At 46.0% G+C, this 14,712-nt stretch carries 10 protein-coding genes; 8 read left to right on the forward strand and 2 right to left on the reverse strand.

All coding sequences use genetic code 11. The features are described from left to right. Positions 1-11 precede the first annotated feature (11 nt). Positions 12-4,049, forward strand: a complete 4,038-nt coding sequence (locus ABV298_RS09710; RefSeq protein WP_353721930.1) for a tape measure protein — start codon at positions 12-14, stop codon at positions 4,047-4,049. A gap of 353 nt (positions 4,050-4,402) precedes the next feature. On the opposite strand, the gene ABV298_RS09715 is transcribed toward ABV298_RS09710, so the two are convergent. Then, on the reverse strand, positions 4,403-4,879 hold the full coding sequence (locus ABV298_RS09715; RefSeq protein WP_353721931.1) for a DUF2971 domain-containing protein: 477 nt from the start codon (positions 4,877-4,879) through the stop codon (positions 4,403-4,405). Between the two features lie 301 nt (positions 4,880-5,180). Continuing rightward, positions 5,181-6,011, reverse strand: a complete 831-nt coding sequence (locus tag ABV298_RS09720) for a hypothetical protein (RefSeq protein ID WP_353721932.1) — start codon at positions 6,009-6,011, stop codon at positions 5,181-5,183. Positions 6,012-6,234: 223 nt separating this feature from the next. Between ABV298_RS09720 and ABV298_RS09725 the strand changes: the two genes are divergently transcribed. The 7 genes from ABV298_RS09725 to ABV298_RS09755 all read left to right on the forward strand — a co-directional run bounded on the left by ABV298_RS09725 (position 6,235) and on the right by ABV298_RS09755 (position 14,704). After that, entirely contained in the window at positions 6,235-6,561 is a 327-nt protein-coding gene (locus ABV298_RS09725; RefSeq protein ID WP_353721933.1) for a hypothetical protein, read from the forward strand. 777 nt (positions 6,562-7,338) lie between these two features. Beyond that, positions 7,339-8,667: a C10 family peptidase gene (locus tag ABV298_RS09730; RefSeq protein ID WP_353721934.1), complete on the forward strand. Its 1,329-nt coding sequence runs from the start codon at positions 7,339-7,341 to the stop codon at positions 8,665-8,667. 11 nt (positions 8,668-8,678) lie between these two features. Then, positions 8,679-9,188: a hypothetical protein gene (locus ABV298_RS09735; protein ID WP_353721935.1), complete on the forward strand. Its 510-nt coding sequence runs from the start codon at positions 8,679-8,681 to the stop codon at positions 9,186-9,188. Positions 9,189-9,705: 517 nt separating this feature from the next. Next, positions 9,706-9,918 (forward strand): hypothetical protein, encoded by a 213-nt coding sequence (locus ABV298_RS09740; RefSeq protein WP_353721936.1) that lies wholly within the window; start codon positions 9,706-9,708, stop codon positions 9,916-9,918. 513 nt (positions 9,919-10,431) lie between these two features. Next, positions 10,432-11,988: an IS21 family transposase gene (istA, locus tag ABV298_RS09745; protein WP_353721937.1), complete on the forward strand. Its 1,557-nt coding sequence runs from the start codon at positions 10,432-10,434 to the stop codon at positions 11,986-11,988. A gap of 54 nt (positions 11,989-12,042) precedes the next feature. After that, positions 12,043-12,789 carry an IS21-like element helper ATPase IstB gene (gene istB / locus ABV298_RS09750; RefSeq protein ID WP_353721938.1) on the forward strand — a complete coding sequence of 249 codons (747 nt, stop codon included), beginning with the start codon at positions 12,043-12,045 and terminating at the stop codon, positions 12,787-12,789. A 199-nt stretch (positions 12,790-12,988) separates the two neighbouring features. Beyond that, the gene (locus ABV298_RS09755; protein ID WP_353721939.1) at positions 12,989-14,704 is read left to right on the forward strand and encodes a site-specific integrase; all 1,716 of its coding nucleotides are present in this window, start codon (positions 12,989-12,991) and stop codon (positions 14,702-14,704) included. Positions 14,705-14,712 lie beyond the last annotated feature (8 nt).

A 14,712-nucleotide genomic window follows, 5' to 3' on the forward strand; every position in this document is an offset into this window, starting at 1 on the left:
AATACCACACTATGCGTAGTTCATCCGGAGCGATCGACTTCGACTCCTACCTTCACACTGACAATTATGCCCAGGGAATCAAACGTATTGAAAACCTCACACGGGGCGTCACCAAGACCGTGACAACTGAGGCCGACCGAATGAATGCGACCTTTTCGAATTTGGGAAGGGTCGCCGCTGGTGCATTCGCAGGACTTCAATTAGCGCAACTTCCGCAGCAGATCGTGCGTGTGCGGGGCGAGTTCCAACAACTCGAGATTTCGCTGAACACGATGCTGCAAAGCAAGTCGAAGGCAGACAATCTAACCCGCGAAATAATTCAGGCCGCAGCCACCACACCCTTTGGATTGAAGGATCTTTCTGCCGGTGCCAAACAACTTTTAGCCTATGGGTCTGCGGCAGAAACAGTTGTTGGCGAGATGCGAATGATTGGCGACATCGCAGCAGGTGTCTCCGCCCCTATAAGCGACCTAATCTACCTTTACGGCACTCTAAGAACGCAAGGCCGGGCGTACGCTGTGGATATCCGGCAATTCGCGGGACGCGGAATACCGATTTATGCGGAACTGGCCAAAGTTCTCAAAGTACAGGTAGACGAAGTAAATGCGCTTGTCGAAGCGGGGAAGGTCGGATTCCCGCAAGTAGAACAAGCATTCAAAAATATGACTTCGGCCGGCGGCATGTTCTATAATTTGACCGCGGAACAATCCAAATCTATTCCCGGCCTAATCGAACGTTTGAAGGATGGCATCGACATCGCCTTTAATGATATTGGGAAATCCAATCAAGGCCTTATCGAGAATATCATTACCGGGGCAACGACCGCGGTTGAACACTATCAGGATATCCTGGATGTTCTCAAAGTTGTTGTCGCCAGCTATGGTGCATACCGTGCCGCATTGATACTGACTACAGCCGCGCAGTCCTCTTCTTTAATACTTGGCGAGGTTCAGGCCTTTGTGGCACTTGCCCGCTCCATCAGGACGGCGGCCGATGCACAGGCTCTTCTCAACTTGGTCGTACGCCAGAACCCGTATGTGATCGCCGCAACAGCGCTCGCCGCTCTGGTTACCGGGATCATTGTGTTCGGCAAAGAAACCGATGCTGCAACCGAAGCCAAGGAAAAGCTTGCCAATGCCGTTCGGGAAACTGAATCGGAAATCAACAAGGAGAAAGCAAGCATCGCCGTTTTGACCCAGCAATTGAAGGATGAAACAAAAACCAGAGAGGAAAAGGGAAAGATTTTAAAGAAGCTCGTCGACTTGAATCCGGAAATCCTTTCGGGCATCACTTTGGAGAATGCAGCAACCGGTAGGGCAACGGAATTAATAAACGAATACATCAGGGCGAAGCGCGAGCAAATCCGGGTTGCACAGATCCAAGCCAAGATCGAGGCAGAGTTGCAAAACCAGCTCGACATTAAGTCAGGCAAGAAGGATGATGAGCTGAGAATGTCGTTCTTACCTACGGCAGGACTTGGAATGGCCGCAACCGCGGCTGGAATGGGCGGCGGCAGCTTCAACGCCAGCAAAGTTATTGCACAAGACCTGGAACAGGCGAAAACTGCGGCCATTGCAAAGTCCAAACAGGTAGAAAAAGCTCTTCTCGATGAACTCAACAGCGGTATTGAACAACGCCGCGCCCGTCGTCGGAAAGAAATAGCCGATATCAAGGAAGCCGGCAAAATGACCGTCGAGGCCTATGATGCCCAAATTAAGGCTTTGCAAGACGTCCAAAAGAAAGCCACTTCGAAGAAGGAGTACGACCACATCGGTAACCAGATCAAGATTTTAGAGGCACAACGGGCAAAAATTACGGGAGGCAAATCTGCGGCTGCCGCTCGCGCATCAGCGGAAAACGAAAAAGAGGTCCGGGTCAAGACGTTCGCCGAAGAACTTGAATCCAAAAAGCAACTGTACGAGCTCTATCAACGATGGATTGATAGTTACGGGAAGGCTGCGGCCGACGAGCAATTCGCTAGCCTTATTTCCGAGCAGAAAACCTATGTTGACTACCTGAACAACGAAATCGCCAGGCTTGAAGCGATGAAGGACACAGGGTATGTTGGCAAATTCAGCGATCAGGATGCCGCAGATCTTGATAACCTGCTTTCATTGAGGCGAAATGCGCTCAACCAGAAAACCTCGGTCGAGCAGTTCAAGGATGAGCTCGAAGAGGCCAAAATGGAAGCGAAATCTCTGGCCGAATACCTGGATGTCCTGTACAGCAAGCGGGGTAACGTCGGCGACCCGGATAGCGCCAGCGGCCAGGCCAAGTCTGTACTACTCAATTCCGAAATCGTTGAAACAGAAAAAGCGCTCAAAGCCTCGCTGATTGAGTTTCAGCGGGAGTCGGCTACCTACTTGCAAAAAAGAATCCAGGCAGAGCAAAAATACAATTCGCTACGCAAGGCCGCTATCTTAAAGTATAGCAAGGACGAACTCAAAACTGAGCTGGACAACATTGAGAAGCGGAAAAAGGAGGAATTGGAAGCCATTGCCGACGAGGAACTGGAACGGACTGAAGCCTATCAGCGCATCCATGAAGATATAAAACAGCTATCCCGCGAGCAGCTGAAAATCCGGATTGACAATATCCAGCAGGAACTTAAAAACGAGGAAATCTCTGTTAAGAAGCGGCTCGAACTCGAAAAGGCGCTGGCAAGGGCCAAGAAAGCGCTCAATAACAAGAGCGTTGAGGATCTGCGTATCGCCGGCTCTGTGCTTTCCCAGGCCCTGGGCGACGTCACGTTGGAATTCACCGAACAGTTTAAACTGAACCTGCGCGATCTCGGAAATGCCATCGAAGGCGTGGCCAACCTTGCTTCGTTTGATTTCAGCACCGCATCCGCCAGCGACAAAGCATCTGCCATCGGCGATATTATCGGTATCCACTCGTTCCTGATTACCACGGTCCGCGACGCCTTCAAGACCACCGAGGATTTCTATACCGGCATGGAAGAGCACGAATCCTATTACAAAGGGCTTGCAGCCGAGATTGACGGGGTAAACATCCTTTTGGAGCGGCAACAGTATTTGCTGGGTAACCTGACCGGCTCCGAAAAGTCAGGCGGCACGATGGCACTGATCGAGTCGTATGCCAAAGCTCAGGAAGACGCGTTACAAGGTTTGAAGGATTTGAGCATTGATGTCATCAAATCTGCCGATAAGGTGTTCGTGGACCCTATTCTCGGCACCGAAGTCAAAGCGAAAGGATTCTGGGGAGTATACACGCAGCTTGCGACGGCCGGCAAGGCAGAAACCAAAATCAAGTACAAGTTCGAGAACATCGACACCTCCGGGTACGACGACATCGAGGACTTTATCAACCTGTTGGCAGAGATCCGGAAAGGCGGCGGCAAGTTAAACGGGAAGGAAGTCGTCGCGGCGGACCTGGAAGCGCTTGAACTACTGATCAAAACCTATCAGGAGGCGGAGGAAAAACAAAAGCAGCTGATCGACGAATTCCGCCAATTCCTGACTGCTACCACCGAAACACAGATTGCCGATGCAATAGTAGCCGGTTTACAGGCCGGGAAATCGTCTGCCGCGGACTTTGCCGACGACTTTGAGACAATGATGCGGAATGCAGTCGTAAACTCGCTGAAAGCGCAAATTATGGACGCGAAGCTGGCCGACTTTTACAAGAAAATGGGCGAGTATGCATTGAGTGACGGAGTGATTAGCAAGGATGAGCAGGCAGATTTGAAAAAAGACTGGGACGGTATCATTACCGGATCGAAGCAGCTGGCCGATACGATTCAGGAGATAACCGGTGTAGATATCGCAGGTTCAGCGGCTAATCTGAATAACTCACTGTCGGGCTCAATAAAGGGGATGAGCGAGGAAACGGCCTCAGTGCTGGCCGGCCAGTTCAACGCAATCCGAATTTATAATGCTCAGATGGCGTTTGATGTGAGATCCTCATTATTGGTTTTGACACAGATTTCTCAAAATACATCGTACACTCGGAAGCTGATCGATGTTGATGACAAACTGAGTAAAATCATTGATCAAAATAATCGGTCACTTCGAGGCTTCGGATTCTGATTTCCGACGAAAATAGTCGGTAGATAACTCCGCGTCCTTTCTGGGTGACGGAGTTATCTATTTATGTATTGCCATCCGTAGGCCTCTAGGTGGTTGATACCAGCCACAGCTGGTGGAAATTTGATTGCCCCCCTGACTTATCGGTGACCTTACTCTCAAATTCACTCTTTTCTACGCGTAGTCAATGGCTACCTCGATCCCAGAGCTCACAACAAAATCTTCGAGCAGAAGTAGCTCGCATACCTTGACATCTGGAGCTTATTGATATCGACGCCTTTTACAAATACCTGTCCGAATGCGCCAGATGAAAGAAGTAGGAAGAAAATATAAAATATACATTTCATAATCGTGAATTAAGCTTCGGTTGGGGTCTTCAATTCAATTTTTGAATCGACAACAATTTCCATACTTGGTCTATGAAGTCGCACTTTGTTAAATTGCAAATCACGGAGATGTGTACAGTTATGAATCACTAGATCTATATCGTCCTTACTAGATTTCAGGCCAAAATTTATAGCCACAAGTTTCCCAATGAATGGATATTCTCTTCCCTTCGCGCCCTCATCGACAGACCCGTATGCTCTGATTTCCTGCTCATATGACCAGTTTGAAAACTTTCTGACTAAAAACACTCCCTCTTCCTTGATATTTATGGCGAGACCGCCAGAATGGTGATATCTTGCCGCATCTGTTTTAACAACGTCATTTGAGTACTCTATCGGAAAAAGCTGGCCCTCAATCTTCTCACGATCCTTATCGTCAATTTCAAATTCGAGGCATACTCCCGTGTGATTGTTGGCATAATGCGACCACATCAAGATTTCTTTCATACTCTTAGAAAACGAGCAAGAACAAAGCGACGATCGAAAGATCTCGTATACTTTTTCGGTAGTATTGTCATCAATAAAACACTCAAAAGGATCATTTAAGTGATCTAACCTAGCATACCAGTGTACACACTTTCTTAGACTATGGAGAAGGTTTGCATTTATGGAGTGGAACTTAAATAGTTTCATATTTTCAAAAATCAACAGTGTAACATATGGGTTACATTAACAAGGAGCTCTATATATTCAGTTAGGGGTAACAAAATCAATGAAAACGAAAACGATGTTTCTACACACTCGTTAACTATTCATTTTTTACAGACTCAATCGACTTCATTTTATCCACGATGGCTAGTGCGTCATCAACGATTGTTTGCCCTGAAAGTAACTTCGAAATTTCATTCAGTACCTTTTGCTCCATTAAATCGACGATGATATTAAAGCCATGGATACCTGTACCATTTTTAAGGAATTCTACTTCCCCTTCTGTAAGTACATTTCCAAAAATTTGAAGCATACCGGAATCCATATTCCAGGGTACATACTTTTTCGTTTCAGCGGCGTTTATCAACAGATAGACCATTCGACCGATCATCGCATTATATGCTGTTACAAGAATGTTGAGCCGGGGTCCTATAAAGGGACGAAGAGTTTGAAGTCGTTCTAAGTTTCCGGAGGCATTCTCGAAATACTCAATTTTATCGATCGAGAGGATCTCTTCTTCAAATGATAGTCCCCTTCGTCGATGCTGTAAACCGCCAGAGAGCACCTCCTCGTGAGTCAGGATGTTGTTTATTGTCGAAATGAGTCCAGGAACCGAACTACTGATTTTCTTAGTGCACTCCCATAGAACTTGAACAGACTCCACCTGCTTTTCAACGATTCTTTGCCTGGCCTGGCCGCTTTGCCCAATCAAGGAAAGCACAATTGCATTATTTTGAGTAATCTCCCCTTTTAACGATTCAAGCTTTCTATCTGCCGCGTGCTTCCAAGTAGCCTTCATGCGCTCAACCACCAATTTGGATACAATTGCTGATACTAGGCCTGAACTAAACACGAGCGCCAATATGGTGCTTAAGTCTATTTGAATCATAGGGAGCGCCAAAATGAGGGGACTGTAATCAGTCGCATTCATCAAAATATGACATTAATTTCGGAGGATGTAAACGTTCCATAAGCTTACCACAATCCAATCAAATGTCAAAATAGTTTTTATTTACTGGCATTGTATTTGCCAGAAACGCTGCTTCGCAATCGTTTTCAATATAGGTCTGTTCGCCCTTCCATCACATTTTATTTGTCTGGTATGGCAGGTTGTCCGATATTGAGAAGAATAACTTACTTTCAGCCTATCAACCATGAAGACCCTGACCACAAATAGATCCGTATCTCGGGAAGAGCTCGTTTCAATCCTGGAAAAGGACCTTTCACATAACTACAAATACGAGCTGGTCGATGACAACAAGGAAAAATATGTGCTCGTGAAGAAGAATGCGTTGATAGGCGCCAAGATTTCTAATGTCGCCAACAAGATATCTATCGAAGGCGTGACGCCAACACTCGGCGGTTATTTGTTCACTTTCGCAGCTACGTTTTACACAGGTCTGTTTCTCGGAGGAATAGCGCAGCCATGGCTTGAATTCGAGAAATCGGTCGGGCACGCATTGCTGAGCAAACTACAGTAAGGACATCGCCGGAGTAACAAACAAGTTCAGTCTGACAGAATCCGAATTACGAACCATTCACCTCGGCGACCTACTAAATGAACGCCACCGATATTCGCGACATAGAACACAATCAAGACAAAAAGATTGGAGTCAAATCGGACACGGGCCTATTAGGCCAATCATTTTTGGAAATATTCCTGCACTTCGTGCTATCTCTCTTGAAATAAACTATATTTCCTCACCCCGCGGCAACCGGACCGTGGTACGGAGATTGTGCCATCCATCATCCCGGACCAACTGAGCAGCGAAGTTAGACCATATTTTCGCTATTATGCGGTACGCAAACGGCTGGCAGATTCAAGCCGTGACACAGTTCCCGAGCGGTCGCTGCATGCGATGGTTTTAGTTTTCGGCATGGCTCCGGATTTATGGCCGTTGTCAAAGATCGGCAGACCGCGATCGACTTCGCGGCCACGCTGCCCGTACACTAATTTCTATTTTCACTCATTTAAAAAAGGGAGCATAACGGCAGAAGGTTAAAGAAACTTTGCCGATAATTAAGAAAAGCTACCTATATCGGTAGCTTTTCTTATTAGCAATTAGTAAACATCGCAAAAACATTCGTCGAAACCAGACGCTAATTGATCGACAAAGGAACAGAATTCGTCTAAAAAACATCTCGTACTTATTGTAGAGCATAAATAATATCAGCAATTGATATAACTTTTACCGCTATTAAATTATGACCCAACTTAATAGCGATTAATTCAAATTTCACACAAACCTTACTTAATTATGAACAAAAATCTAATCCAAAAGGCTTTGTCTCTGCTATTGGTACTTGCATCCATAATAGGGTGCTCAAAAACGGACCAATTAAATCCGGTCGAAACCACCCCTCCGGAAGATTTTAAGGTAAGCAAACAAGAGGCTTTAAAGTTAGCGACCGCTTCGAATGCACCTGCGAATGCCCGCACCTCAGGGGAAGTTTCCAAAAAGGTAAAGGAAATGAAGGAATTCAAGGAAAATCGTGGTAAAACTGTGTTCTATGCGATAAATTACGAGGACAATAAGGGCTTTCTTCTTCTATCGGCCGATAGAAGAATGACACCCGTCCTTGCTTACTCCGACGAAGGCTCGTTTAATCTGGACACAGACAACCCTGGGATACAGCTTTGGAAGGATTTGGTTTCGCAAAGCTATAAAGGTGTTGAAAAAAACACCAAAGCTCATAGAAACGTCGTTAATGAGTGGAAATATTTTGAGAAAAAAAATGCTGGCAATGGAAGGACGACGGACCAGCCCGTGTGGACGCCAGAAGCAAGTTGTGAATACTTTGTCACGCATCCAATTCCCACAAACGTGACTATACAGCATTTGACTGATCAATTTTCACGTTGGAGGCAAGGGACAGGTTACAACTACTATTGTCCCTCAAATTCTATCCTATTCTGTAACAACATGGACTGTGGTAAAACAAATACTTCATGCGGGGCGGTAGCAGTAGGGCAAGTTCTTCGTTATCATAGAAAACCTATCACAGCCAATGGCAGATCTTTTACAACAGCGATGTTTAATGCCATGCCACCAACTTTGTCGTCATCCAATTGCGATCTGACAGTTGAATCTCATCAAAACATCGCACATTTGCTTCGGGACGTAGGCGCAGATCTTGATGTACACTATAACACAGCAAATCCGTTGCTGGGTGGAGGCTTCTCCTCTGGCAGTGGTTGCCAGTCGTGGAATTTACCCACCAAAATAGATGACTTTTTCAATAGTCACGGGTACATTTCAAACGAAGTTGACTTCTGGGGTCTTAGTGGCGAGAGTACAATTAGAGAGCATCTTTTGGCTAGTAGGCCTGTCATCTTATTCGGAGCAGGATGTACAACTTGCCTTGGTTCTGCTCATATTTGGGTAATTGATGGTGTCCAGGACTTGAATGCGATTTACCAAGATCAGAGCGGCTACTGTTATCATCATCGCGTTACTCTGTATCAAATGAACTGGGGTTGGGGAAATGCAAGTGAAAATAGTGGATGGTTCAATTACACAAGCATCACGGGAGACGGAACCGTTTATGACAGTGCAAACATGAAGGCCTATACTGTAGTACCGTAAATTATTTTGTTATGAAAAAGCGAGGTTTAATAGTAATAATAATGGCAAGCCTAACCTTGAGCGGTTGTGATCGTGACAGACCTATCGGTCCAAAGGGGGACCCGTTAGGCAACACGACCGAAGGCCATTGGCGATTGACCTCACTATACAAAAAGGCTGATCAGGTAAATGTAACTGAGGCAGACAGCCTTGCTTTTCTAAAAATGAGCGTCTACACTAAGTTCGATAGCGCCTACATGACTAACAATCCTCATTATATATTCGCTTTTTCATCGCCTAATTTTACAGATACCACTATAATTGACGCAATTCCTTGGAGCTATTCGACAAATCCTGAAAAGACACGCGAAGTACAATACTATCGGATTTCTAAAACGAAAGGCTTCCAAATCCGCTTCTACTTTATTGAAAATAAACCGCTTTCCTACCAAATGGATTTGAGCAATATAATGGAAAGCGGGGAATACAGAGAAGATTTGGATACTGTTAGGTACGTTTATACACCGACAGAAAAATTCTAAATCACATTTCTTAACAGTCTATAAACTATTAAAGGCTGCCAATTTGGTAGCCTTTCTTTGTTGTACAAAATCTGTGATCCGCCGAAGACTATCAGTTATACCTCAGGACAGAGAAAGGAGCATTTCACCACGATACGAGCCTGGTCTCAGATCAATGAGCAGGTTTTTGATAAAATTGTTAAAAACTTAACCGGCTGATTATCAGAAACACTCATTTTAGGATACTTGTCTCGGGTTGGGGTTTTCCATAAAATTGTGGAAAACTTCAAACGAACTGCCGGGAATCCCGCTCGTTGAAACGGATGTCTGCCTGATGGACGCCCACACCCGACAATAGCCGGTTACGAAATTCTGATGTAACTCCCCTACTCATCGTATACGATGAACACTGATAATCAATCACATACAGCTTACTGTCATTTAAAAATGGTGGGATGCTCGTTTCCTAATTCTAATTAAATAGAAAATAAATTTCATTTTTGTAGGAACTTCCAACAAATCATTTTATTTTCGAACTATGAAAACATTTAATTCAGTAGAAGAGGCCTTCAAATGGTGGCTTGACAACATTTATCGCAACCTTCCGCCCGATCAAAAAAAGGGAAGACTGGTCACCGCTTGGCGTGATTTCACTCACAAGAGAGGTATCTCAGAAAAACGGATGGTTGAGATATTGGGAGAGTTCGGCGATGTCGAAGTAAAAACGATCGTAAACTTTACGCCCAAGTAATTTTTTTACTCTATTCTTGTTGGAAATTCCTACAAGAAGTTAACAAGAGAAAGCCCGGTTTGCTGTGTCGTCGAAAACTCGCACTCCGGGCCAGCTAAATCAATTTTCATAATCTAACCAAAACAAATCTATGAAGAATTGCCCAACATGCAATGCCGAAAGCGCCGGCGAAGCGCAAGTCGACTTACACAAAGAAGTCCAAGAGCTATTCTCCTACTGCGGTAATGCCGTAGACATGGAAAAAGTGCTATGGGACATGCTTCAAAGCAGCATCTCGAATCCCGAGCAGCCCACAGAATGGCGAGAAAATTTGGAAAGGACCTTCCTGTACTGAGAGCGGCGGAGTATAGTGAGCCACCTTCGGCAGAGCAAACTGAGCCAGTCCCGGCGGAGCAAAGTGAGCCACTTTTGAAGGATCTGATTGGGTAGCTGTAATTAACCGAAGTTTGTTGGGCACCGACCTTCAACATAGCGGTCGCTGTCAGACAGACGATGGCAAACCAGCGAATCCAAATGTTCCAAGTCAAACGTATCATTGAACTGCGGACCTCCCAAAAGAGTAACCGCGTTATCGCCCGCGTTTTAGGCATATCCCGCAATACGCTCGATAATTATTTGCGGCAGCTGTCTGCTCACAACACAGACTTATCCACCTTTTTATCATGGACGGAGGAAGAACTGAACAAGTTACTTAATCCGCCATCACCAGAAGTTGTACCGGCGGAGCATCGGGAGCTTTATGCTCTTTTCCCAGGCTACCCCAAAGAACTCGCCCGTGCTGGGGTGAGCCGTCTGACACTGTGGACGGAATATTCTTTAAAACATCCGGCGGCGCTCGGCTACCGGCAATTTTGCTACCACTTTCATCGGTGGCTGGCCTCACAGAAGGTTAGCATGCACTTTGAACACAAGGCTGGGGATAAGCTTTTCGTCGATTTTGCAGGCGGTAAACTTCATCTGACAGATGCTCAAACAGGCCAGTTGATACCAGTGGAGTTTTTTGTGGCCATCCTGCCTTGTTCACAGCTTACCTATGCCCAATGCGTGATGAGCCAGCGAAAAGAGGACCTGGTGGTGGCCCTGAGCAATGCACTGGCCTATTTCGGCGGGGTCCCCCAGGCAATCGTTCCCGATAATCTAAAGGCAGCTGTCAGCAAAGCCGATCGCTATGAACCCGAGATCAATCAGACCCTGGCAGATTTTGCCTCGCATTACGGGACATGCATTTTCCCGGCCCGTAGCCGAAAACCTAAAGACAAGGCGTTGGTGGAAAATGCGGTTAACATCCTTTACGGGCGTATTTACGCCCCACTTCGCAACCATGTCTTTCATTCCATCGAGCAGCTCAATGCCGCAGTCAGACAGCTGTTGGAGGCTCATAACAATACCCAACAAAAGGGAAAGGAAAGTTCTCGTCGTGAGCGGTTTATCGAACTTGAACAGGATGCGTTAATGCCGTTGCCTGCACAGCATTATCAATTGAAAAAGTTCTCCTTATCAAAAGTACATCCCAACGGCCACGCTACCCTGAAAGAGGATAAGCACTATTACTCAGTCCCTTACCGGCTTGTAGGCAAACAGGTAAAGCTGGTTTACACCCATGAATCCGTGGAGATTTATCATAATCATCAGCGGGTTGCATGCCACGAAAGGCTCATAACTAAAAATCGGTACACGACATTAAAGGAGCATCTGCACCCTAGCCATCAGTGGATACAGAGTTGGTCGCCCGCATTTTTTGAAGAACAAGCTGATAAAATTGGCCCCAATACGCGCCTTGCCATTAACGAGATCCTGGGCAGCAAGGTTTATCCCGAACAGGCCTATCGCTCGTGCGTAGGGGTACTTGCTTTTGCCAAACGTTACACTGCCCAGCGTCTGGAAAACGCCTGTGAACGGGCCTTGTACTACAATCACATCTCGGCAACGCTGATTAAATCTATCCTGGACCGTGAGCTGGACCGCATCCCGTTGATAGATGAAGAAGTCGTTGCAGCCGATGCTGATGGCGTTCCACGCCCCGTTATCCCCCTTCACGACAATATCAGGGGGGCTGAATTTTATCAATGAAGGCCGTATTCTTCTGTTTTGTAGATCACATAGTTAATAATTAAACAATTGAAAATGAACAATCAAGCAACTCTTGACCAGATGCGTCAATTATCCCTCTCAGGCATGGCCCAGGCTTTTGAGACGATCATTACATTGCCGGCAGATAAGCAACTTACCAGTGATCAACTGGTAGCCCACTTGATCCACGCTGAATATGAGCACCGGCAGCACCGTAAAATGCAGACGGCCATCAGGCAAGCCAAGTTCCGCTACCAGTCCGCTATTGAAGAGATCGAGTACCATCCCGAAAGAAACCTGGACAAAAACTTGATGCTCCGGCTAGCTGATACCAGCTTTATTACCCGAAGTGAAAATGTTCTTATATCGGGAGCTACGGGCTGTGGTAAAAGTTTTATTGCTACGGCTTTGGGATACCAGGCATGCCAAATGGGTTTACGTGTTGCCTATTTTTCGTTACCCAAACTCCTGCAAAAGCTTCATCTGGCCAAAGCCGATGGATCGTATGCCAAGGAATTGGCCAGGCTTGAAAAAATGCATCTGTTGATCCTGGATGACTGGGGATTACAGCCTTTGGATAACAACGCTAAATTGGCAATCATGCAGCTTATCGAAGACCGGCATGCAAAAGCATCCACTATTATTACATCGCAACTGCCGATCAACAAATGGTATGAGTACTTGGCAGAGCCGACCCTGGGCGACGCGATAATGGACCGCATCTTACAGCACGCAAACCGCATCGAGTTGAAAGGTCAGTCCATGCGAGTGAGAATGAAAATGCCCCAAAATCAAGTTTAGTTCTTAACTTTATGAGGCTACCTATCAGATCGCTTCCAGGTGGCTCAGTTTGCTCCTCCGAGCCTGGCTCAATTTAGACGCCGCAATCACTGTACAAAAGGTTAACTGAATTTTTGACCGCAGTGCAACCTCCCAAGCCGGCCAAACCCGCCGACATGTTTAACGACACGAATATTTAATCACCAATTCTCTCATTAAGATGAAAACAACAACGAATGAACACGTTCGGGCAACGATTCCGAGCGCGTTGAAAATCCGCTTTGCCGTCCAAAAAAGTATCTTTCGAGCAAAAATTACGGTTAAAGGAACACAGGCCCGCATAAATATCAACACCGATATTGGAACAGCCGTTTGGATTCCGCGCCATCAGGAATTTACCGGCGAAGGGTCGGACTCACTCAATCAAACAATCCGCGACACTACCACTTATCTTGTTGACAAGTACAAGGAAATGTGGACCGCCGGGGTGGTTACTGCTGAAATGCTCAAAACCGCATATGAAGCCAACTTTTGCGAATCCGACGAGGGCCTTAGTAAGAGAGAAAAACTACTGAGGTTAAAGGAACGGTTATTAAACGATTTTGAAACGTCGGTCCAGAGAAAGCCTATGCGAGCACAAGACAAAGTGTCCGCCTTTGAAAGAATGATCGCTGAGGTAAATGAAAAACTTGAATTGATGAAGACCATCGATGAGATAGACAAGGAAGTGTTCAACAATCGCGTGCTCGTTCGAAAAAGGCGAAATCGACCTTCTGAAATATTTAACCGTGTAGTCAGGCATCGGATAACCATTCGCTTTCAAGTCCCCGAATCTCGTAAGAATAAGTCGGGCTATTGCTCGATTCAATGCCGGGTTAGCGTAAATGGGGTTCCCGCGACGGCTTTTTCTACCGGACTAAGGGCTAGGCCAGAAACATGGGATAACAAACTGCAGGTAGTTTTAGGCGATGAGCAGACGACCCAAAAATTAATCAGCATTCGGGACGGACTCGACTCTGTTTATCAAGAATTTCGTCGTCGAGGCCGTATTCCAGAACCCGAAGAAGTTATTGCCCATTACTTTGACCATGAGCTGGAGTATAACAAAAAATGGACAGTCGAGGCCCTTTGCGACGCCAAAATAAAGGACCTGCATCGCAGAGGAAGGACAAGCAGGACCATTATGAAGTATCGCCACATTTATACCATGTTCCGGGAAGCGGTTCCCATAATTCTGGTTGAAGATGTGAAGCCCGCTCATATTAGAGAGTTTCACGAACACTTGAAAATCGTGAAAAAGTACACTCAAGACTATTGTAACAAATGCGTTTGCGCTGTTTTTGGACTGTTCGAGCTAGCCGTTGCCAACGGGGCCATTACGCACAACCCAGGCAAAGGACTCCGCTTGGACTGGGAACGGAAAGTAAATCTGACCTGCCTGAGTGATGATGAACTCAAAGCACTCAAAACGACGGAATGGAGCCTCAGATTGCAACGCGTTGTGGATGGCTTCCTTTTCATGTGCTACACTGGGTTGCACATTGCAGATTATCAAAAACTTAACAACAATAACGTCCGAAACTATCAAGGGCAAAAATTCATTGAATATCGACGTCAAAAAAATGACCAGCCTGCAATAGTCCCCATTGGTAAAGAGGCCCAGGCACTTATTGATAAATACGGATCAGTTGACGACTTGCCTCGGATCAGCTCGCAAAAGCAGAACGATTACTTAAAGGTTATCGCCGAGCGAATTGGGACCGACAAACACCTGACAAATAAAGTCGCACGTAAAACTTTCACGGATATGTCGATCAATCAGAGAGGGATGTCGTTCGAGGCAGTCGCAAGCATGCTTGGACACGCATCTACCGACTTTGTTAAAGTGTACGGTCGGGTACGAGAGAATCGAATTTTTGCCGAATGGAGAGGATAAACAGTACT

Origin of the sequence: Dyadobacter sp. 676 (assembly GCF_040448675.1) — a bacterium.
In the GTDB taxonomy this organism is placed as follows: domain Bacteria; phylum Bacteroidota; class Bacteroidia; order Cytophagales; family Spirosomataceae; genus Dyadobacter.